Consider the following 20,097-nt stretch of genomic DNA (forward strand, 5'->3'; position numbering starts at 1 on the left):
CCACCGCCATGCGCAAGAAGGGCTGGGAAATCCCCGCCGAACTCGCCCACATCGAGTCCTCCGGATCCACCCGCCAGGAAGCCAGCTCCCTGCTCGCGCGGCCGGCCTGATCTCTGGCCTGACCGGGGTATAGCGTTATTGCATGACGGCAACCTACCGGTACGACGTGGACGTCCTGCATCTGCTCGTTTCGCCGGCGCACGCCTACTTCGGCCGCGCTCGTGACGGGGCCGCTGCCGTACCGACGGCGGATGCCGATCGGGTAGAGGTGGTGGCCGGAAAGGGCATCGTCGGGGACCGGTTCTTCGGCAAGGCAGCGCACATGGACGCCGCCGTCACCCTGTTCGCGGTCGAGGCCCTTGAGGCCATGGCTGCGGAGCTGGACGCCGCCCCCTTCGACCCGCTGCTGACCCGGCGCAACGTGATCCTGCGGGGCGCGCACCTGGCCCCGCTCCTCGGCCAGGACTTTGCGCTGGAATCCCAAGGGGACGTGGTGCGGTTCAAGGGCGGGCGGCCCGCCCACCCCTGCGCGTGGATGGACAGGATGCTCGCGCCCGGCGCGCACGCCGCCATGCGCGGGCGCGGGGGCATGCGCTGCCGGGCGCTGTCCGACGGCGTGCTGCACCGCGGGCGTGCGGTGCTGGTCAGTCCGGTGCTGCTTGAGCCAGAACAGGCAGGCGTTCCGAGCGTGCTGCGGCCGAGCCGGCTGCCGTAGGGCAGCCTACAGGCCCGGGGCCCGGCCCAGCTCGGCGCGCAGCTGCGAGAGCCGGGCGTAGGCGCCATCCCGGTAGGCAACAAGGCTTTCCCTGCTGGCCGGGTCCACGTCCAGGAACCCATGGCCGGATTTCAGGCCCAGGTTGCCCTCCTCCACCGCGGCCGCCAGCGCGGCCGGCGGGGCGAACCGTTCACCGTAGGCCTTTTCCAGGGTACGGAAGGCCGACTCGTAGACATCCAGGCCAGCCATGTCCCCGATGGCGAACGGGCCGAACAGCGCAAGGCGGAACCCGAAGGTGTTGCTGACGACATCGTCGATCTGGGAGGGGTTTGCCACGCCCTCCTCAACGATCCGGGCCGCCTCCTTGTACAGCGCAAACTGTAGCCTGTTGGCGACGAATCCCGGTGTGTCGGCAACCCTCGCCGGCGTCTTGCCAAGGGCTCGGATGAGCTCCTCGGCAAGGTCCACGACGGAAGGCAAGGTCTCCGGCCCCGGGATGAGTTCGACGCCGGGGATGAAGGGTGCCGGGTTCATCCAGTGGACGCCGAGGAACCGCTCAGGGCCGGTGACGAATGCGGCCAAGTCGCCGATCGGAATGGCGGAGGTGTTCGTACCGATGACTGCATCCGCCGGGGCGGCTGCCGAAATGCGGCGGAGGATGTCCGCCTTTATCACCGGGTCCTCCGGGACCGCCTCGGCGACATAGTCCGACGTCGCAACAGCATCCTCGATGCTGGCGGCAGCGGTGAGGTTGTCCGCGATCTTGTCCGCTGCCCCGGCAGGCAGCAGCCCCTGGGCCTCGAAAGCCCTGGCTTGGTCCACGAGGCGGACGCGGGCACGCTCGGCGATTTCGCCGTCGACATCGCCGAGCGTCACCCGGTAACCGTGCAGCGCCAGCACCTGGGCTATGCCGCCGCCCATGTAGCCGGCGCCGACCACTGCGGTCTTCGAGATGGTCTGCGTGATTTTCATGTTGCTGCTCCTAGGAATGGGCCGCTTCAGACGGAAGGGACCGTTCAGCGGATGGTGTAGCCGCCGTCGACGGCGAGCGTGTGGCCGGTGATGAGCGACGCCGCGTCGCTGAGCAGGAACGCCACCGCCCCCGCGACGTCCTCGGGTTCGCCGAAACGGCCGATCGGGATGCGGGACAGCAGTTCTGCTGCCCAGTCCGGCCTGCTGAGGGTCGACGCCGTCAGTTCCGTCCGCACGAAGGTCGGGGCAACGGCGTTAACCCGGATCCCCGCGGCAGCCCATTCCAGGGCCAGGATCTTGGTGAGGTGGATCATTCCTGCCTTGCTGGTGCCGTAGGCCGCCCGTTCCTCAATTGCAACGATCCCCGCCTGGGAGGCGATGTTGACGATGGCACCAGGGGTACCGGCGGCCACCCACTGCCGGGCCAGGGCCGTGGTCAGGAAGAAGGTGCCCTTGAGGTTGGTGTCGAAGACCGTGTCCCAGTCGTCCTCCGTGAGCTCCAGGGCAGGCTTGGGCACGTTGACGCCGGCATTGTTGACGAGCAGGTCAATCCCGCCGCTCACCTGCTGGAGTGACTCGGCGAACCCGCTTATGCTGCCGGCGCTGCCCAGGTCCACGGCCAGGGGCGGTGTCCCATACCTGTCACTGATCTGCTGGGCCGTTGCGGCGTCGCGGCTGGTTCCGTAGACGGTGGCACCGGACTCGGCAAGGTCATCTGCGATGGCCTTACCGAGTCCCCGGCCCGCCCCGGTGACCAGTGCTTTCTTGCCGTCGAGACGGAAATTCGGCACGTGTGGTCCCTAGCTGTCGAAGGTGTGGTCCGACCAGGGCAATGACGTGCCGCGGTACTTCGCCGCTCGCACGTCTCCGGACCGTGCGTGGCCCTCAAACCGCTCCACCCTCGCTGCGCGTCCGCAGAGCTCACCGAAGAAGGCGCTGGATTCGGTGTTGGTCACTTCCTGGTAGGTGACCGTGCGCAGGTACTTGCCTACCCAGAGTCCGCCGGTGTAGCGGGCAGCACCGCGGGTGGGTAGCACGTGGTTGGTTCCAATGACCTTGTCGCCGTAGGAGACGCAGGTTCCCTCCCCGAGGAACAGCGCGCCGTAGTCGTGCATCTTCTCCAGGGCCTCGCGGGGGTTCTGGGTGAGGATCTGCACGTGCTCGTAGGCGTACTCGTCGGCCAGGGCGTAGGCGTCGTCCATGGTATCGACCACGTGAACGGCACCCCAGTCGCGCCAGGCTGCCGCGGCGTAGTCGCGGGTGGGCATGTCCACGAGGATCGTATCGATGTGCTCAATGACCTTGCGGCCCAGTTCCTCACTGGTCGTAATGAGGACGGCCGGGGAATCGGGTCCGTGCTCAGCCTGGGACAGAAGGTCGACGGCGACAATGAACGGGTCAGCGTGCTCATCGGCCACGATCAGGACCTCGGTGGGCCCGGCGAAGAGGTCGATGCCCACCTCGCCGAAGAGCTGGCGCTTGGCCTCGGCAACGAAGGCGTTGCCGGGGCCGGCCAGCATGTTCACCGGCTTGATGGTCTCGGTGCCGACGGCCAGCGCTGCTACCGCCTGGATGCCGCCGAGCAAGTAGATCTCGTCTGCACCTGCCAGGTACATGGCCGCAACGGTCGCGTCCGGGACTTCGCCCTGGATCAGCGGCGTGCACGCCGCGATGCGCTCAACACCGGCAACCTTGGCAGTAATGATGGTCATATGGGCGCTGGCCAGCAGCGGGTACTTCCCGCCCGGGATGTAGGCTCCGGCAGCCTGGACCGGCACGTTCTTCTGCCCGAGGAGCACGCCGGGCATGGTTTCGATTTCGAAGTCGGTGAGGGACTCACGCTGTTTCTGCGCCATGACCCGGACCTGTTCCTGAACGAACTTGATGTCCTCAATGGTCTGCTCAGGGACGCGCGCCATGATCTCGTCGAGCTGCTCCTGGCTGAGCAGGAACGATTCGGGCGCGTACTTGTCGAATTTCTCGGAGTATTCGCGGACGGCTGCGTCTCCGCGTTCCCGGATGTCTGCAATGACGGTTTCCACAGTGGCGCGGACCTCCGGGGTACTCCCCCGGGCCACGCTGTTGCGGGCCGGCTCCTTCAGCAATTTGGAATCCACGGCGGTGCTAAGTGCTGTCGTAACGGTCATCAGGATTACCTTTCCATCTTCATCGATGGGCGACCTATGGAGCGCCCGGGCCAGTTCCGCAGGACTGGATGATCACCGAGTGTATACGTATACATTTTTTGGCACAAGTGCTTGTTCTAACCTTTTGCATACGTATACACTGCTGTTCACGAGCCAGCCGGTGTGGCTGGGCTCACTGTCCGGACGAAGACAAAGGAGTCTCTACATGAGCGCCCCCGTGACAACACCGGCACCGCCGGTCATCGATCCGAAGATGCGCCGGAAGGCGCTGATTTCCTCAGTGCTTGGCAGCTGCATCGAGTGGTACGACTTCTACGTCTACGGCGTAGCGGCTGCCATCATCCTCAACAGCCAGTTCTTCCCGCAGGCGAGTCCGTTCGTCGGGATTCTGCTCTCCTTCAGCACCTATGCCATCGGCTTCGCGGCGCGCCCCATCGGGGGCGTCATCTTTGCCCACTTCGGTGACCGCCTGGGCCGGAAGAAAATGCTCATGGCGACGCTGGGCCTGATGGGCGGCGGCACATTCCTCATCGGCTGCCTGCCAAACTTCGCCACGATCGGCATCGCGGCACCGATCCTCCTGGTCCTCCTGCGCATCGTGCAGGGCATCGGGGTCGGCGGCGAGTGGGGCGGGGCCGCCCTGATGGCAACCGAATTTGCCCCGGCCAAGCGGCGCGGGTTCTTTGGCTCCTGGCCCCAGATCGGCGTACCAGCGGGAACACTGCTGGCCAACGGAGCCTTCTACGTCATGGGCTACCTGATCTCGCCCGAGGCTTTTGTGGCCTGGGGATGGCGCATCCCGTTCCTCGTCTCCATCCTGTTGGTGGTGCTCTCCTTCTACATCCGCAGCAAGGTGGATGAATCCCCGGCGTTTGAAGAGATCAAGCGCAAAGGTGAGATCGAAAAGATGCCGGTGGTTAAGGTCATCAAGACCCGCCCGCTGACCATCCTCAAAGTCATCATGATGAGGTTTGCCGAGAACGCGAACTACTACATCTACACCACCTTCCTGCTCGCGTACGGTCCCGCAGTACTGCTGGAAAAGAACAGCATTCTGTTGGCAACCATGATCATGGCAGGCCTGGGCATCTTCTCCATCCCGTTCTGGGGCTGGGTTTCGGACCGTTGGGGGCGCCGCTACACGGTCCTCGCGGGAGCAACCACCATGCTCCTGATGGCATTCCCCTTCTTCTGGGCTGTGCAGACCGGTGATTTCCTGATGCTTTTGCTGGTGCTCATCCTGACCTGCAATGTCGGCCGCGACCTCTGCTACTCCGTGGAACCCGCCTACTTCACCGAACTCTTCGAGCCCAAGCTCCGCTATTCGGGAGCATCGGTTGGCCCGCAGGTGGCCGCCGTCTTCGCCGGTGGCTTCGCACCACTGATCGCCACCGCGCTGATCGGCCCGGACTTCGACCGCTACTGGCTGGTTGCGCTGTACATGATCGCGACGTCGGTCATCACCATCGTCGGTGCGCTTTGGTCTCCGGAGACGGCGCCCCGCGTCCGGCTACGGCGCGGCCTGAGCGCCGAGCACGATCCCACAACAGGCCGGTAGCCAACTCTTCCCCTGTGCCGCCGGGGACCTGCATTCCGCAGGGACCGGCGGTGCAGGCTTGGGACATTGGCTAGTCTGAATCAACAAACTGAAGCTTCCGCAACACGACGGCGCCAGGCGCGCCAGATAGCAAGGAGAACGCCCCGATGGTCACAAGCCGCGACGTGGCAGAGCTGGCGGGCGTATCGCAGGCCACGGTATCCCGGGTGATGTCCTCCCCCGCGAAGCTGTCTCCTGCCACCCGCGCCCGTGTCCAGGCGGCCATGGAAACGTTGGGCTATGTGCCCCACGCCGGCGCGCAGGCCATGAAAACTAGGCGGACCAACACCATCGGCGTGGTGGTCGCTGACCTGACCAACCCGTTCTACCCGGAGGTTCTCGATGAACTTAGCCGGGAGCTGGACACCGCGGGCTTCCGCGTCGTGATCTGGAACGCCGGCGGCGGCAGCCACCACGATGCGCTCAAAGCCATCCGGGAACACGCAGTCGACGGCGTCATCTTTACGACGGCGACGGAAGACTCCGTCGAGCTGCAGGCGGCCATCGAGAAGAAGAGCCCCATCGTTCTCATCAACCGCGTGGTGGAGGGCCTCGACTGCGACCAGGTCACCAGCAGCAACACCGAGGGGGGTGCCGCCGTCGCAGACTACCTCCTGGATAACAGCAGGACCCGGGTGGCTTTCATCGGCGGTGCCGAAAACGCCAGCACGTCACGTGAGCGCGCCAATGGCTTCCTGGACAGGATGGCCAAGCGGGGCCACGGCGTTCCGGAACACTTCCGCTTCCACGGCGGGTTTTCCCACGACGTCAGCGCGCAGGTCATGAACCGCCTGCTTGCCCGCGCCGACAGGCCCCAGGCCGTCTTTTGCGCCAACGATCTGATGGCCTTCGGCGCCCTCGACGCGCTGCGGGCCAACCGGATCCCGGGGCAGGAGTGCTGGGTCATCGGGTACGACGACGTCGACATGGCGGCTTGGGATTCGTTCAGCCTCACCACTGTGCGCCAGCCCAGCCGCGAAATGGCACGCGTGGGAGCTCGGATGCTGCTGGAGCGCATCCATTCGCCCGGGGAGCCACCGCGCAGGGTGAATTTTCCCTGCGACTTGATCGTCCGCGGCAGCACCGGACTCGCCGAGGCGGCTGCGAAGTAAAGACCGTCGGAAAAATCGCCAGCCAGGTGATGGCGGCCCGGGCTGACGCACCAGCCAAGCGGCGCTTTTAGATCCTATTGATTTTGTTGCAGATTGAAGTAACGTCGCCCACGTGGAGATGGATTTTCCTCACCCTCTGGAAGGAAGAACACAATGGCGGACGTCACCATCATCGGAACCGGCAACATGGCCCGCGGACTCGCAACCCGCGCACTCGCCGGCGGCAGAAGCGTCCAGCTGCTGGCGCATGAAGACAAAGCCAAGGCCGATGCCCTCGCGGCCGAGCTTGGGGGCCAGGTCACCACGGGCGTGGTGGGCGACGACCTCAGCGGTGCCATCGTGATTCCCGCCGTGTACTTCGATCCCGCCAAGGACGTGGTGGCCAAACTGGGCAGCGCGCTGGACGGCAAGGTGTACGTGGACATCACCAACCCTGTGGATACGTCCACCTTCGAAGGCCTCAGCGTCCCTGAAGGCAGCTCCGCAGCCGAAGAGCTGCAGAAAACCACCGGAGCCAAAGTGGTGAAGGCCTTCAACACCACGTTCGCCGTAACGTTGGCCGCCGGTGACGTGGCAGGCCAGCAGCTCGATGTCCTCATCGCGGGCGACGACGAGGACGCCGTGCGCGCCGTGGCGGAGTTCGCGTCGGCAGGCGGCCTCCTGCCGATCGTCGTCGGCCCCCAGCGCCGCGCCCGGCAGCTCGAACAGGCCGGCTTCCTGCACATACTGCTCTCGGCCAACGACCAGCTGCCGGAATTCCAGTGGAACTCCGCGCTCAAGGTGGTTCCTGCGACCTGAGACCGATCGGCTGCTCCGTAACTGCCGTTTTCGGGGGCCAAAAGGGCAGTTACGGAGCAATCGGCGTCGAAATTAGCTCTTCGGCAGCCCTGCCGGGTTCAGTTCCGACTTGGCGACGGCCTCGGATGACAGGCCCCAGCGGTCCAGGATCTTGCCGTAGGTGCCGTCCTCGATCAGGTGGTTCAGCCCGGCCTGGGCAGCTGCGGCGAAGCCATTGCCTTTCTTGGTGGTGGCGGCGATGCTCGCCTTGAGCGGCCACCCGCCGTCCACCAGGCCCACCAGCTTGGTCTTCTCGTCGGTGGCGGCCTTGTACGCGGCGGTGGCGTTCGGCCCGAACGTCAGGTCCGCGCGGCCGGACTGCAGGGCGAGGTTCGAGGCGGAGTCGTCGTCGTAGTACTGGAACTCAACCGGCTTCAGCCCCTTGGCCTTGTTCTCCTCGTCCCAGCGCAGCAGGATGGACTCCTGGTTGGTGCCCGAGCCAACAATGACCCGTTTGCCGGCGACGTCGGCGGCGGACTCGACCTTGGAAATGTCGCTGTCGCTCTTGGCGTAGAAGCCGAGCTTGTCGTCCCGGTAGCTGGCGAAGTCGAACTTGAGCTTGCGCTCCTCCGTCACGGTGACGTTGGAGAGGACGGCCTCGTACTTGCCCGATTCGATGCCGAGGGGCCAGTCGGCCCAGGCGGTCGGAACGATCTCGGCCTCCAGCCCCAGCGTCTGGGCCAATGCGACGGCGACGTCCACTTCGTTGCCCACCGGCGTCTTGTTGTCCGTGGCGTAAACCGCCAGCGGTGGTGCGAACGGGCTGACGGCCACCGTCAGCTTTCCGTCCTTCTTGATGGCTTCGGGAACCAGTGCTGCAGCCGCCTGGTCCGCGGTGACGGGAAAGCGGTCCTGCTCAGGCGTCAGGTTGAAGGTCTTGGCTGATGACGTGGCCGTGTTTGTGGCAGCCGGCGCGTTCGCCGATGCCGCTGCCCCCGGATCGGAGCAGGCGGAGAGCGCCAGCAGGCTGGTGGCGGCGAGGGCAAGGCCCACCGCCGGCTTGAGTGCCGGTTTGCGTGCGCCCGTGCGGGACTTGAGAGATTGACGGACCATGGTTGCCCCCTGGAAGTAGTGAATGCGAAGGTTGTGGCAGCAACTATCCGGCAGCAAAAAAGCGGCGGTCAAAGCGCGCAGACACCGGAATATACACGGCGTAACCGCGATTCATACGGCGTTCGAAGGCGTCATTCGGCCTGCCCAACAGCCCAGTACCGCGCCTAGCATCGAGTATGAGCGATCAATTCACCACCGAACGTGACAGCTACGGCAGGCTCCTTGCAGACCGCGAAGTGTGGCGGCAGGCGGGCACCCTCGCCGCCGCCGGGGAGCTGACCGCGCGGTGGCTTGAGGGCACCAGCGAGTACCAGCCCGGAACCCTCGCCCCGCGCTTCGACGACGAGACCCTGCCCATCGCCGGCCAGCTGGCCGAGCTCAACCGCAGCGGACTGTTCACCAAGGAATCCCAGCCCGGCCTCGGCCCCGACGCCGGCCATGCCCAGCGCGAGTACGTCACCGGCTTCTGCTCCGCACAGTCGGCGGCCCTCCTGCTGCGGCTGTCTGCGGGGACGGAGTTCATTGCCATCGCCCACGCCCCGGGGGAGGTCAGCCAGGCGTCCGTTCCGGTCACACTGCACGACGGCGAAGTGGTCACTGTTTTGGGAAGCAGCGAGAATCCGGTCGAGTCCGAGCAGATCCAGGACTGGGCGGGCGAAAGCAACGAAACGCTCGCCCTCGTGCTGGCCGACTCCTGGTACGTCGAACTGCTCGACCCGGTCTGGGGCCGGCAGCAGCACCTTTTGCCCGCCGTCCTGGAAAGCCTGAAGTCCGCCCCGGAGGACCTATAGCCCCCGATTTTTGACGTTCCACGACTCCCGATGAAGCTATACGACTGCCAGGATGACCCATTGCGACGCCGGGTGAACGCCTGCGTCGTCCGCCATTGTGGCCGCCCGAGGGGCCTCCGTAATCTCAATCCAACGCTCAGCGCCATCCCCCCCGCTCCATCAGCCAAAAGGAAAACATCATGTCTTCTCCGAACGATTTCCCGGGCTCCACCCGGATCGCCGCGGGCCAGCCCACCGGCCGGAAACGCCCCAGCGGGCTCAAGATCGGCATTGCCGCCGGCATCCTTGCCGTCCTGGGAGCAGGCGTCGCCGTCGCCACCACGGCCGCCAACAATGCCGCCCCGAATTCCGCCAACGCGGCCGCTGCCACCAGCCCCGCCACCGAGCTGAAGCTGGGCTACTTCGGGAACATCACGCACGCCACCGCGCTGGTCGGCGTCCAGAAGGGCTTCATCGCCAAGGAGCTGGGCGACACCAAGCTGAGCACGCAGGTGTTCAACGCGGGCCCGGCAGCTATCGAGGCGCTGAACGCCGGCGCTATTGACGCCACCTACATTGGCCCGAACCCGGCCATCAACTCGTTCGTCAAGAGCAAGGGCGAATCCATCAGCATCATCGCCGGGGCAGCCTCCGGCGGCGCACAGCTGGTGGTCAAGCCGGAGATCAAGACCGCGGCGGACCTCAAAGGCAAGACCCTGGCCTCCCCCCAGCTCGGCGGCACCCAGGATGTGGCGCTGCGCGCCTGGCTGGGCAAGCAGGGCTACAAGTCCAACACCGACGGCGGCGGGGACGTTGCCATCAACCCCACCGAAAACGCCCAGACGCTGAAGCTGTTCCAGGACGGCAAGCTCGACGGCGCGTGGCTGCCTGAGCCGTGGGCCTCCCGCCTGGTGCTCCAGGCCGGCGCGAAGGTCCTGGTGGACGAGAAGGACCTGTGGGACGGGTCCCAGACCGGCAAGCACGGCGAGTTCCCCACCACCATCCTGATCGTGAACAAGAAGTTCGCCGCGGAGCACCCGCAGACCGTGAAAGCCTTACTCAAAGGCCATGTCGAGGCCGTGAAGTGGCTCCATGACACCCCCTCCGCCAAGAAGTCCGCCGTCGTCAACGCCGCCCTCAAAGAGGACGCCGGCAAGGCACTGGCGCCTAACGTCATTGACCGCTCGCTGAAGAACATCCTGTTCACGGTGGACCCGCTGGCGGGGGCCTACAAGAAGCTGCTGCAGGACGGCGTCGATGCCGGCACCACCAAGCAGGCCGACCTCAACGGCCTCTTCGACCTCCGGGCGCTGAATTCAGTGGCCACGGAAAAGACCACAGCTGCAGGGCTGGGCCAGGACTAACCCGGCCCGCATCCGCAGCCGCTGCATCTGACGCACCACGAACAAAGGACGGGACCATGCCAGTCGTACTGGAAAACCTGGGCAAGCGCTTCGGCGACGGCGCCCCGGTGCTGGACGACGTCAACGCCACCATCGGCAGGGGCGAGTTCGTTGCCCTCCTCGGTGCGTCCGGCTGCGGCAAGTCCACCCTGCTGAACATCATGGCGGGACTGGAGCTCCCGACCTCGGGCGCCCTGGAGGTGCCCAGCGACGGCGCCGCCTTCATGTTCCAGGACTCAGCCCTGTTCCCGTGGCTCACCGCCCGCGAAAATGTGGAGCTGGCGCTGAAGCTGCGCGGTGTGGGCAAGGCCGAGCGGCGTATCAAGGCTGACGAGCTGCTGGACCTGGTCCACCTTTCCGAGGCCGCGGACCGGCGCCCGCACGAGCTGTCCGGTGGCATGCGGCAGCGCGTGGCCCTGGCCCGCTCGCTCGCGCAGGACCGCCAGCTGCTCCTCATGGATGAGCCGTTCGCAGCGCTCGACGCCATCACCCGCGACCTGCTGCATGACGAACTTGAGCGCATCTGGAAGGAAACCGGCCGCACCATCGTCTTTGTGACCCACAACGTCCGCGAGGCGGTCCGCCTGGGCCAGCGCGTCCTCCTGCTGTCCTCCCGGCCCGGCCGCGTGGTGCAGGAATGGGAAGTCACCGAAGAACACCGTACCGACGCCGGTCTTGCCGGACAGCTGACCGGGGTCATCACCGCCCGGCTGCGAGAGGAGATCCGCCGCCATGCCAAGTAACTCATCCCCGGTGGCCGAAACTCCGGTGGTTAAGCCTGTCGAAACCCCGGACTCAACCACCATCGGATCCACTAAGGTCCACGCGGCGCTGACCAGGTCTTCCACTGGCTCGGCGGACCTGCGCGAACTCGAATCCGGACTGGACTCGCTGCAGTCGGACGCGGTCCGCAAGGCGCGCATCGACTGGAGCCGGATCCTGCTGCCGATCGCCGCCGTCGTGGTGTTGATTATCATCTGGCAGTTCTACGTCTCGCTGGGCCTCAAGCGCCGCGACCAGGTGCCCGGCCCGATGGACGTGCTGGAGCAGTTCGCCACGCTGTGGGCTGAGGGGTCGCTGCAGGAGGCCGTCTGGACGTCGCTGCAGCGCGGGCTTCTGGGGTTCCTGATCAGCGTTGCGATCGCCACACCGGTCGGGCTGCTCCTGGCCCAGGTGGCGCCGCTGCGCAGGGCGTTCGGGCCGCTGATTTCCGGCCTGCAGGTCCTGCCGTCGGTGGCCTGGGTGCCGGCCGCCATCATCTGGTTCGGCCTCACCGATGCCACGGTGTACTTCGTGGTGTTCATGGGAGCCATCCCGTCGATCATCAACGGCCTGATCTCCGGTGTTGACCAGATCCCGCCGCAGTACCGCAGCGTAGGCACCGTCCTCGGCGCGTCGCGGCTGCAGATGGCCGTGCAGATCATCCTCCCCGCGGCGCTGCCGGGCTACCTCAGCGGCCTCAAGCAGGGCTGGGCATTCTCCTGGCGTTCCCTCATGGCCGCGGAAATCATTGCCGTGGGCGGCACCATCGGCTTCGGCCTCGGCTCCATGCTGAACCAGGGCCGCGACCTCGCGGACATGACCATAGTGATGTCCGCGATCCTCCTGATCCTGGCCGTGGGCATCCTGATCGAGCTGCTGGTGTTCGCGCCGATCGAGAAGCGCCTGCTCCAGCGCCGCGGCCTCCTGGCAGGCAGCACCCGCTAAGCGCCCCCACACTGAACCCGAAAGCCCGATGGCGACTCCCGCCGTCGGGCTTTCTGCTGCCTGCCCTGCTGTGCCTTCTCCGCGACCAAACCGGGGCACATTGACACAGTCGTTGGATTCAAGACCCTAGTCGCAATGTGACGCAGCGTTACCTTGCGTGAACTGGTGTTTCCGCGCCGTTGGTCGGTCCCGTAACACAGCCCTACCGTTGATTCATGGCAATTCAGGACATTTACCCCACGGCGCTGCGCCTCCTCGGCCGCCCCGTGCTGGTGGTGGGCGGCGGACGCGTTGCTGCGCGCCGCGCGAAGGGCCTGCTCGACGCCGGAGCCCGCGTCACCGTGGTTGCCCCAGAGGCCACCGCCGCGCTCCGCGAACTCGCCGACGCCGGCCTCCTCACCTGGGAGCCCCGCACCTACCGGTCCGAGGACGTCGACGGCGTCTGGTTCGTTCAGACCGCCACCGGCGATCCCGCCGTGGACACCGCGGTAGCTTCCGACGCCGAGGCACAGCGTGTCTGGTGCGTCAACGCCTCCGACCACGAATCCTCAGCCGCCTGGACACCCGCCGTCGCCGAAGTTGACGACGTCAAGATCGCCGTCAACGCCGGGGGAGACCCGCGCCGTGCCATGGCCCTGCGCGACGCCGTCGCCACCGCCTTGGAAACCGGCGACCTGCCGCTGCGCCGCCGCCGTGCCCACCGGGGATCGGTGGCCCTCGTGGGCGGCGGGCCCGGCGACACCGGCCTCATCACCGTCCGCGGCCGCCGGCTGCTCGGCCAGGCCGACGTCGTGGTTGCCGACCGCCTCGGCCCCCGTGAACTGCTCAACGAACTTGCCCCGGACGTGCGCGTCATCGAGGTCGGCAAGACCCCCGGCCACCACCCCGTGCCGCAGGCCGAGATCAACCGGATCCTCGTCGACGAAGCCCTGCAAGGCCACCGCGTGGTGCGGCTCAAGGGCGGCGACCCCTACGTCCTGGGCCGCGGCGGCGAGGAAGCAGAATTCTGCCGCCGGCACGGCGTCGAGGTCGAAGTGGTCTCCGGTGTGACCTCCGCGATCTCCGTCCCCGCCGCCGCCGGCATCCCGGTCACGCACCGCGGCCTGGCGAAGGGCTTCAGCGTTGTCACCGGCCACGAGGAACTGTCGGAGGTTCCCGCCCGCGCCGACCACACCGTGGTGCTCCTCATGGGCGTGGGCCAGCTGCGCGAATCCGCGTCCGCCCTCGGCAAAGCCGGCCTGGCTGATGACACACCAGTTGGTATTGTTGAAAACGGCTACCTGCCGGACCAGCGCGTCACCATCGGCACCCTCGGCACCATCGCGGACCAGGCCGAGGCCGCCGGCGTCGCCAATCCTGCAGTGATCGTCATCGGTGACGTTGTCCGCGTCAGCCCTTTCGCGCCGTCGCACTTCAAGACCGCTGACTACAGCACCACCAGCCCCAACAAGCCCCGCACAAGCACCACCCGCGTTCTCACCCCCTGAAACCCATCGATTGCTCCATAACTGCCCTTATGAAGGTTCAAAAGGGCGCCGACGGAGCAATCGATGCAGAAGAAAAGGAACACAGCCGTGTCAACCAGCACCCCCGTAGGAACCGCTGCCCGCCCGTTGCGCGTGGCCGTCATCGGATCCGGCCCGGCCGGCGTCTACGCAGCGGACATCCTCACCAAGAGCGAAGCCGTCAAGAGCGGCGAGCTGACCGTGAGCATCGACCTCTTTGACCGCTACCCGGCACCCTACGGCCTGATCCGCTACGGAGTGGCCCCGGACCACCCGCGCATCAAGGGCATCGTTAACGCCCTGCACAAGGTCCTGGACCGCGGCGACATCCGCTTCTTCGGCAACGTGGACTACGGCACGGACCTCTCCATCGAGGACCTGAAGACGCACTACGACGCCGTCATCTTCGCCACCGGCGCCATCAAGGACGCCGACCTGAACATCCCGGGCATCGAACTCGAGGGCTCCTTCGGCGGCGCCGACTTCGTGTCCTGGTACGACGGCCACCCGGACGTTTCCCGCGAATGGCCGCTGGACGCCAAGGAAATCGCCGTGATCGGCAACGGCAACGTGGCCCTCGACGTGGCCCGTGTCCTCTCCAAGCACGCAGACGACCTGCTGGTCTCCGAAATCCCCGACAACGTCTACGCCGGCCTGAAGGCATCGCCTGTCACCGACGTCCACGTCTTCGGCCGCCGCGGCCCGGCGCAGGTCAAGTTCACCCCGCTGGAGCTGCGCGAGCTGTCCCACTCCAAGGACGTGGACATCATCCTGTACCCGGAGGACTTCGAATTCGACGAGGAATCGGACCGCCAGATCCAGAGCAACAACCAGATCAAGACCATGGTTGGAACGCTCACCAACTGGATCGCCGAGCAGCCCGAGGACGTCTCCGAGCTCAAGGCCTCCCGCCGCCTGCACCTGCACTTCCTGCACAGCCCGGTGGAAATTTACGACGACGCCGACAACCCCGGGCGCGTCAGCGGCATGAAGTTTGAACGCACCGAACTGGACGGCACGGGCAACGCCCGCGGCACCGGCGAATTCATCGATTACCCGGTCCAGGCTGTTTACCGCGCCATCGGCTACTTTGGTTCCGCCCTGCCGGAGATCGAGTTCGACCACAAGAAGGGCGTCGTCCCGAACGCCGGCGGCCGCGTCCTGGACGCCTCCGGCGAGCACGTCCCGGGCATCTACGCCACCGGCTGGATCAAGCGCGGTCCGGTGGGCCTGATCGGGCACACCAAGGGCGATGCCCTTGAGACCGTGACCTTCCTGCTGGAAGACCGCGAGAACCTGCCGGTTGCCGAGGCACCTGCTGCCAGCGCCGTCGTCGACCTGCTTGAAAGCCGCGGCGTGGAATACACCACATGGGAAGGCTGGCTGGCACTGGACGCCCACGAGCTGGCCCTGGGGGCCGAGGCCACCGCGGCCGGCGGCTCCCACGGTGTTGAGGTTGTGCGTGAGCGCATCAAGGTGGTGCCGCGCGAGGACATGGTCTCCATCTCCCGCGACGGGATCGCCGCCAGCGTCTAGCTCCTGGCAGCTCTTCTCAACAACGCGAGGTCGCTTAGCGCCCAGTCCACACGGAATATTGGGCGCGAAGTGACCTCGCGTTGGTTTAATCCGCGTTGGTTTGGGCTCCCGCGCCGCCGGCGGCCATGAGCTCGAGCCGCTGCAGGGTCTCCCGGTTGCGGACTGTAATGATCGGATCCCGCAGCGCCTTGGGAACCGCCAGGCCGGGACCGCGGACCGCGTCCTCGCTCATCGTGACCCGGCACTGCTCGCCGAGTTCCTCGAGAGTGATGACCACCTTGGCCTCGCCGATCGGCCAGCCGCGCGCGATCAGTTCCAGCTGCCGCCCCGGGTCGGCCGCCGTCACCTTGGTTGAATCGTTGATGAGCAGCGGCCAGGCGCCCACGGAATGGTGGAGCAGGGCACCGACCTCCGGCCAGTGCGCGTCAACGGAGCGGATTCTCGAGGCGCCGACCACCCAGCCGGAATAGAGCCAGCCGTCCGCGATTACTTTCCAGACTGCCGATGCCGGTGAATTGAAGACCTGCGTGACGGTTGACATGGTGTTCCTTTCGTCGGCCGAACCCTGGCGCGGGGTGGCGGGGTGCGCAGCTTTGAGCCCGGCGGGATGAGGGTCGCCGGAAACACGCGGAGCGGGGCGCCGGGCGGCCTGGTACGAGCGCTCCCGGAGCCGGCGGGCCCAGGGATAGGTCCCGGCGCCGGGCAGAGGATGCTTCAGCGGGTCAAACCGGATGGCAGTGTCCCCGCCGCCTGCGTCCGCACTGGCCGTTTCCGTACTGTCCGGGTGCCCGGCGTCCTGAGCAGCGGCCCGCAGGTGCAGGACGCCAGCCTGCACCCACCGGCCTGCCGGGGTGGCGTAATGCAGCGCCAAGGTCCAGTCTCCGGTGCGCAGCGACTCCCTGAAGTTGCCCCCAGTGTCCGCCCTGCCGGTCGCGCGCCCAGGCAGCGACAGCGTGCGCAGCCCCAGAAGGACAGGGCCGTTGGCGCCTTTATACGGCATCAGTGTGGTGAACCTGGCCGTTGCAATATCAAGTTTGGGCAAGAGTACGAACCGGCCAGGCACGCCCCAGCCGGTCGAGGCAAACAGGACATCCCCGACGTCGGCACTGTCGCCGACGTCAGGGATGTCGCCGGCGCCGGTAGCACCGGATGCGCCCGAAGCCCGGAGCGCCAAACCCAGGATGTCCGGCAGCGACTCGGGAAGGCCCACCGAGCGGGAGAACCGCCCGCGCACCTGGCGGGTCCCGGCGTCGTCGAGCCAGGCGATTCCGCTGGCCGCCGGCAGACCTGCCGCTGCTCGGCCCACGGCGCCCGTGAGGTTCAGTTCCCCCACCAGGCTGATGCCCCGCGGATGGATGGGGCGGCTGGGGCGCACGGCCTTGATTGCCCGGAACACGGCGGCGAAACCGCGCCCGGCGAGGTCGGCCGCCCGGTTGGTGGCCCGGTCGGGCGTCCGATTTGGGGCCCCGCCCGGATTGCCGCTGAAGCGTTTTCTCATGCGTCGCCTTCCCGTAACCAGATCCTTCCCATGGCTACATCCTGCCGAACTTTGCCCGGACCAGCGCGAAGATTCCGTAGCAAATAAAGCCTGCCCCGATGGCAAACAGCAGGTAGGGCCCGTACTCGTGGTCGCGGAGGGCCTTCAGGCTGCCGTCAAGGCCGGTGGATTCCTCGGGGGTGTGCTTGGCGGCCGCGATGGTAAATAGCAAGCCGGCCAGGAAGAGCGCGATGCCTTTGGCCACGTGTCCGGTCACACCCAGGGAGTCGATGAGTTTGCCCCGCCGGGTGCCGTCGAAGTGGAAGAGCTCCTCCTTGAAGCCCCGCCGGAAGCCCTTCACCACGAAGTAGATGCCCACGCCAATGACGGTCAGGCCCAGGGCGCTGAGGATCACGCCGCCGAAGGGATTGGTGAGGAGGGCTGCGCTGACGTCCCTCGTGGACTCGCCGGAGTCACCGCGAAGCCCAACCGCAAAGCCGCCGAAACTGAGCCCGACGCTGCCGTAAGCGATCGCGAGGAAGCCCGAGGAGATCAGCTTACCGATCCGTTCCTTGCGCGGCAGGTGGCGGGCCCGGAGGGTGGCCTCGCTCAGCTGCCAGAGGGAGAGCCCGGCGCATCCGATCAGGCAGGCCCACATGACTGCCGGGCCCCAGGGATTGGCGGCCAGCTGTTCGATGGCGCCGGTGGGTTCGGCCTCCCCAGGATGGCCGAAGGCCAGGGCAATCGCGATCGCGCCGAGAATGATGTGCAGCAGGGCCATCACAGCGAAGCCGGAACGCGCGACGACGTCGAGCGCCTTGTGGTTCGATGCAGCCTCCGCGGCGTCGGCCGCCTCGCTGATCGTCGAGTCGTTGTCCGTCGTAACCTCCGGTTAGCCGTTCCGCATTCAGCCGAACGGCGCTTAGCCGTTCATCGGCCCTTCCGCGTGGATGCGCTCGGCGCCCTCACCCACGAGTTTCACCGTGCAGCGCACCACGAGGTCGTCGGGTGCCGTGTCGATGTCGACGAGCGCTTCGCCCGCGCTGAGGACGGTGAATACTTCCGAACCGGCCTCGACGTCGAAGCCCTTGTTCTTGGCAGCCTGCGTTGCGTTGGCCAGCGCCTCACGCTTCAGCCCGTCTACATATGCCTGGTCGTCCTCGCGTTCGGAGTCGCCGAAAGCCCAGCCGAACAGTGTTCCTGTTGATCCCATGGCGTTGATTTTACGCACAGAACCATTGATATTACGGGCTATCGTAACGTTAGTAAGTGTGCTTACCATATGGGGACCATGTCTTTGGTACGGCTGGCGGGCACCTGGACCCAGGGCCCGCGGCAGCCACTATTCCGGATTGAACGTCTCGTATTAGGAAGGACATCATGGCTGGAAATCTATTTGCTCGGTCTGTTCATGACCTCACGGCAGCAGCCTGGTTTGGCGGCTCGCTGATGGGGGCTGTCGGCCTCAATGGAGCCGCCGCTGAGGCGAAGGACCCGGCCGAGCGCACGCGCCTCTCGAGCCGAGGCTGGATGAAATGGGCCCCGGTCCAGACGGCCGCCTTCGCTACCCACCTGCTGGCGGACCTGTTCATCGCGCTGGAAAACAAGGACAGGATCGCACAGCAGGAGGGCGTGGCCCGCGACACCATCTACAAGACGGCCGTCACCGTTGCGGGAGCCGCCGTCACCCTCTATGCCGGTGTGCTGGGGAAGAAGGTGGACAAGCTGGCTAGCGAGGGGGCCGAAGGGGCCACCGAACCCCGGCCGGGAGCGTCGCAAAAGCTGCAGTCGGCGCAGAAGCAGCTAAAGGCGCTGCAGTGGACCATCCCCGCCTTCGCCGCCTCGGTCATCGTCCTGGGCGCCAAGCACGGCGAAATGCAGCGGCCCAAGAACGTGTTCAAGGGGCTGCGCTGACGGCGTCCGCCTGAGGCGATAGCGGGCTCTGAGGCAGTAATGTACGACGGCGGCTGGGCACCAAAGTGCCCGGCCGCCGTCGTGCTCGGTTCACCTCCGCTGCAGCGGGGTGTCTAGGTCGGCTGGCTGTTCACCGGCGGAAGATCCGGGTTCATGTCCTGGAGGTGCGGGTCCTCGGCCGTCCATACCTGGATGATCGCCCACGTCACGGCCGCCAGCGGCACGGACAGGACGGCGCCGATGATGCCCGCCAAAATGGTGCCCGCTGTCAGGGCCATGAGGATGACGAGGGCGTGAAGCTGCAGCGACTTGCCCATGACGATCGGCTGCAGCAGGTCGCCTTCGAGCTGGTTGACCGCGATGACCACTGCTACCACGATCAGCGCCACGACCGGGCCGTTGGCGACGAGCGCCACCAGGGCGGCGAGGATCCCGGCCACGGTTGCCCCGACGAGGGGAACGAAGGCGCCGATGAAGACGATGATGGCCAGCGGGATGGCCAGCGGCACCTGCATAATCAGCAGCGCGGCGCCGATGGCCACGGTATCCACCAATGCAACGATGGCCGTACCGCGGACGTAACCGCCCAGGACCTCCAGCGTCCGCTTGCCCACGCGCCGCAGCCTGGCTTCCCGTTCCCCGGAGAAGGGCCGTAGGAGGAAATTCCAGATCTTCGCGCCGTCCTTGAGGAAGAAGAACAGAATCACCACCATGAGGCTCGCGCCGGCCAGGAACTCCGTGACCACGGATAGGCCCGTGATGGCGCCGGACCGGACCTGGCTGCTCGTGGCGAACTGAACGGCGCCCTCCCGGGCCTGGTTCAGCTGCTCGCGGTCAATGGGAACCGGGCCCGAGAGGAGGAAGGTCTCAAGTTCGTCGAGCCCCTCGGAGGCCTGCTGGACCAGCTCGCCCCACTGGCTGCGGACAGAAAAGTAGATTACGGTGCCCACGCCCGCCAGCAGGAGCAGCAGGGCCACGAACGCCACGGCCGTGGCGGCCCCGCCGGGCAGTCCGCGGCGCCGCAGCAGGTTGACGAACGGGCCGATGGCGGCAGCGAGGATGAGGGCGATCAGCACCGGAATGACCAGCAGCCGGACCTGCAGGAGGCCGTACACGGACACGGCCGCCACGGCAAGAACCAGCAGGACCTGGGCGCACCGGATCCCCACTCTGCCGAGGTTGTCGGACCACAGCTCCCGGGGCGGCTTGTTTTCCTGTTGCCGGGCTGCCGTGCGGGGCATGAGCGGACCGGACGCGAGCTGTTGGGATGGATCTTGCTCGGACAGTGGGGCTGTTCGGGCCATCGGAACTCCTACTCATCAGGCCAATCAGTCGACTGGATTGATTAGTAA

The 20,097-nt window shown here is 66.5% G+C and carries 19 protein-coding genes and 1 pseudogene; 12 read left to right on the forward strand and 8 right to left on the reverse strand.

The features are described 5' to 3' along the window. Positions 1-110 (forward strand): annotated as a pseudogene (locus tag CXZ05_RS23495) (lipoyl synthase); the annotation flags it as partial. Between the two features lie 32 nt (positions 111-142). After that, complete coding sequence (locus CXZ05_RS17695; RefSeq protein ID WP_102973838.1) at positions 143-715, forward strand: MOSC domain-containing protein; 573 nt, start codon at positions 143-145, stop codon at positions 713-715. 6 nt (positions 716-721) lie between these two features. Here CXZ05_RS17695 and CXZ05_RS17700 read toward each other — a convergent pair whose 3' ends face one another. Genes CXZ05_RS17700 through hisD form a run of 3 tightly spaced genes read right to left on the reverse strand, consistent with a single transcriptional unit; the run spans position 722 to position 3,834 of the window. Then, a complete protein-coding gene (locus CXZ05_RS17700; protein ID WP_102973839.1) occupies positions 722-1,687 on the reverse strand; it encodes a 3-hydroxyacyl-CoA dehydrogenase family protein in 966 nt (321 codons plus the stop codon). A gap of 44 nt (positions 1,688-1,731) precedes the next feature. Next, a complete protein-coding gene (locus CXZ05_RS17705) occupies positions 1,732-2,478 on the reverse strand; it encodes an SDR family NAD(P)-dependent oxidoreductase (RefSeq protein ID WP_102973840.1) in 747 nt (248 codons plus the stop codon). A gap of 9 nt (positions 2,479-2,487) precedes the next feature. After that, the gene (gene hisD, locus CXZ05_RS17710; protein WP_102973841.1) at positions 2,488-3,834 is read right to left on the reverse strand and encodes a histidinol dehydrogenase; all 1,347 of its coding nucleotides are present in this window, start codon (positions 3,832-3,834) and stop codon (positions 2,488-2,490) included. A gap of 205 nt (positions 3,835-4,039) precedes the next feature. On the opposite strand from hisD, the gene CXZ05_RS17715 reads away from it, so the two are divergent. The 3 genes from CXZ05_RS17715 to CXZ05_RS17725 all read left to right on the forward strand — a co-directional run bounded on the left by CXZ05_RS17715 (position 4,040) and on the right by CXZ05_RS17725 (position 7,341). Next, the gene (locus CXZ05_RS17715; RefSeq protein WP_102973842.1) at positions 4,040-5,392 is read left to right on the forward strand and encodes an MFS transporter; all 1,353 of its coding nucleotides are present in this window, start codon (positions 4,040-4,042) and stop codon (positions 5,390-5,392) included. 146 nt (positions 5,393-5,538) lie between these two features. Then, positions 5,539-6,543: a LacI family DNA-binding transcriptional regulator gene (locus CXZ05_RS17720; RefSeq protein WP_102973843.1), complete on the forward strand. Its 1,005-nt coding sequence runs from the start codon at positions 5,539-5,541 to the stop codon at positions 6,541-6,543. A gap of 153 nt (positions 6,544-6,696) precedes the next feature. Beyond that, the gene (locus CXZ05_RS17725) at positions 6,697-7,341 is read left to right on the forward strand and encodes an NADPH-dependent F420 reductase (protein ID WP_102973844.1); all 645 of its coding nucleotides are present in this window, start codon (positions 6,697-6,699) and stop codon (positions 7,339-7,341) included. 72 nt (positions 7,342-7,413) lie between these two features. On the opposite strand, the gene CXZ05_RS17730 is transcribed toward CXZ05_RS17725, so the two are convergent. Then, on the reverse strand, positions 7,414-8,433 hold the full coding sequence (locus CXZ05_RS17730) for an ABC transporter substrate-binding protein (protein ID WP_180987444.1): 1,020 nt from the start codon (positions 8,431-8,433) through the stop codon (positions 7,414-7,416). A 176-nt stretch (positions 8,434-8,609) separates the two neighbouring features. Between CXZ05_RS17730 and CXZ05_RS17735 the strand changes: the two genes are divergently transcribed. The 6 genes from CXZ05_RS17735 (at position 8,610) to CXZ05_RS17760 (ending at position 15,354) form a co-directional block, all read left to right on the forward strand. Continuing rightward, positions 8,610-9,224, forward strand: a complete 615-nt coding sequence (locus CXZ05_RS17735) for a hypothetical protein (protein WP_102973845.1) — start codon at positions 8,610-8,612, stop codon at positions 9,222-9,224. Positions 9,225-9,403: 179 nt separating this feature from the next. Further along, positions 9,404-10,567 carry an ABC transporter substrate-binding protein gene (locus tag CXZ05_RS17740; protein WP_102973846.1) on the forward strand — a complete coding sequence of 388 codons (1,164 nt, stop codon included), beginning with the start codon at positions 9,404-9,406 and terminating at the stop codon, positions 10,565-10,567. Positions 10,568-10,623: 56 nt separating this feature from the next. Beyond that, positions 10,624-11,349 (forward strand): ABC transporter ATP-binding protein, encoded by a 726-nt coding sequence (locus CXZ05_RS17745; RefSeq protein WP_102973847.1) that lies wholly within the window; start codon positions 10,624-10,626, stop codon positions 11,347-11,349. Further along, positions 11,339-12,313, forward strand: coding sequence for an ABC transporter permease (locus CXZ05_RS17750; RefSeq protein ID WP_102973848.1), 975 nt, complete (start codon positions 11,339-11,341; stop codon positions 12,311-12,313). The genes CXZ05_RS17745 and CXZ05_RS17750 overlap by 11 nt, the downstream gene beginning before the upstream one ends. 215 nt (positions 12,314-12,528) lie before the next feature. Further along, positions 12,529-13,800: a uroporphyrinogen-III C-methyltransferase gene (cobA, locus tag CXZ05_RS17755; RefSeq protein WP_102973849.1), complete on the forward strand. Its 1,272-nt coding sequence runs from the start codon at positions 12,529-12,531 to the stop codon at positions 13,798-13,800. 87 nt (positions 13,801-13,887) lie between these two features. Next, a complete protein-coding gene (locus tag CXZ05_RS17760; RefSeq protein WP_102973909.1) occupies positions 13,888-15,354 on the forward strand; it encodes an FAD-dependent oxidoreductase in 1,467 nt (488 codons plus the stop codon). Positions 15,355-15,439: 85 nt separating this feature from the next. Here CXZ05_RS17760 and CXZ05_RS23500 read toward each other — a convergent pair whose 3' ends face one another. The 3 genes from CXZ05_RS23500 to CXZ05_RS17780 form a co-directional block, all read right to left on the reverse strand. Beyond that, the gene (locus tag CXZ05_RS23500) at positions 15,440-16,852 is read right to left on the reverse strand and encodes an SRPBCC family protein (RefSeq protein WP_258006631.1); all 1,413 of its coding nucleotides are present in this window, start codon (positions 16,850-16,852) and stop codon (positions 15,440-15,442) included. Positions 16,853-16,886: 34 nt separating this feature from the next. Beyond that, positions 16,887-17,612, reverse strand: coding sequence for a DUF1206 domain-containing protein (locus CXZ05_RS17775; protein WP_258006632.1), 726 nt, complete (start codon positions 17,610-17,612; stop codon positions 16,887-16,889). A gap of 141 nt (positions 17,613-17,753) precedes the next feature. After that, positions 17,754-18,044, reverse strand: coding sequence for a hypothetical protein (locus CXZ05_RS17780; protein ID WP_102973851.1), 291 nt, complete (start codon positions 18,042-18,044; stop codon positions 17,754-17,756). Positions 18,045-18,211: 167 nt separating this feature from the next. Here CXZ05_RS17780 and CXZ05_RS17785 point away from each other — a divergent pair, with 167 nt between their 5' ends. Beyond that, positions 18,212-18,745, forward strand: a complete 534-nt coding sequence (locus tag CXZ05_RS17785) for a hypothetical protein (protein ID WP_102973852.1) — start codon at positions 18,212-18,214, stop codon at positions 18,743-18,745. A gap of 113 nt (positions 18,746-18,858) precedes the next feature. Here CXZ05_RS17785 and CXZ05_RS17790 read toward each other — a convergent pair whose 3' ends face one another. Next, positions 18,859-19,986: an AI-2E family transporter gene (locus CXZ05_RS17790; protein WP_374754674.1), complete on the reverse strand. Its 1,128-nt coding sequence runs from the start codon at positions 19,984-19,986 to the stop codon at positions 18,859-18,861. Positions 19,987-20,097: the final 111 nt, after the last annotated feature.

Source organism: Arthrobacter sp. AFG20 (assembly GCF_002892795.1).
In the GTDB taxonomy this organism is placed as follows: domain Bacteria; phylum Actinomycetota; class Actinomycetes; order Actinomycetales; family Micrococcaceae; genus Arthrobacter.

Coding starts and splice junctions, on each gene's coding strand:
- CXZ05_RS17695 (WP_102973838.1), top strand. CDS start 143: ATGACGGCAACCTACCGGTACGACGTGGACGTCCTGCATCTGCTCGTT.
- CXZ05_RS17700 (WP_102973839.1), bottom strand. CDS start 1,687: ATGAAAATCACGCAGACCATCTCGAAGACCGCAGTGGTCGGCGCCGGC.
- hisD (WP_102973841.1), bottom strand. CDS start 3,834: ATGACCGTTACGACAGCACTTAGCACCGCCGTGGATTCCAAATTGCTG.
- CXZ05_RS17715 (WP_102973842.1), top strand. CDS start 4,040: ATGAGCGCCCCCGTGACAACACCGGCACCGCCGGTCATCGATCCGAAG.
- CXZ05_RS17720 (WP_102973843.1), top strand. CDS start 5,539: ATGGTCACAAGCCGCGACGTGGCAGAGCTGGCGGGCGTATCGCAGGCC.
- CXZ05_RS17725 (WP_102973844.1), top strand. CDS start 6,697: ATGGCGGACGTCACCATCATCGGAACCGGCAACATGGCCCGCGGACTC.
- CXZ05_RS17730 (WP_180987444.1), bottom strand. CDS start 8,433: ATGGTCCGTCAATCTCTCAAGTCCCGCACGGGCGCACGCAAACCGGCA.
- CXZ05_RS17735 (WP_102973845.1), top strand. CDS start 8,610: ATGAGCGATCAATTCACCACCGAACGTGACAGCTACGGCAGGCTCCTT.
- CXZ05_RS17740 (WP_102973846.1), top strand. CDS start 9,404: ATGTCTTCTCCGAACGATTTCCCGGGCTCCACCCGGATCGCCGCGGGC.
- CXZ05_RS17745 (WP_102973847.1), top strand. CDS start 10,624: ATGCCAGTCGTACTGGAAAACCTGGGCAAGCGCTTCGGCGACGGCGCC.
- CXZ05_RS17750 (WP_102973848.1), top strand. CDS start 11,339: ATGCCAAGTAACTCATCCCCGGTGGCCGAAACTCCGGTGGTTAAGCCT.
- cobA (WP_102973849.1), top strand. CDS start 12,529: ATGGCAATTCAGGACATTTACCCCACGGCGCTGCGCCTCCTCGGCCGC.
- CXZ05_RS23500 (WP_258006631.1), bottom strand. CDS start 16,852: ATGAGAAAACGCTTCAGCGGCAATCCGGGCGGGGCCCCAAATCGGACG.
- CXZ05_RS17775 (WP_258006632.1), bottom strand. CDS start 17,612: ATGGCCCTGCTGCACATCATTCTCGGCGCGATCGCGATTGCCCTGGCC.
- CXZ05_RS17780 (WP_102973851.1), bottom strand. CDS start 18,044: ATGGGATCAACAGGAACACTGTTCGGCTGGGCTTTCGGCGACTCCGAA.
- CXZ05_RS17785 (WP_102973852.1), top strand. CDS start 18,212: ATGGCTGGAAATCTATTTGCTCGGTCTGTTCATGACCTCACGGCAGCA.
- CXZ05_RS17790 (WP_374754674.1), bottom strand. CDS start 19,986: ATGCCCCGCACGGCAGCCCGGCAACAGGAAAACAAGCCGCCCCGGGAG.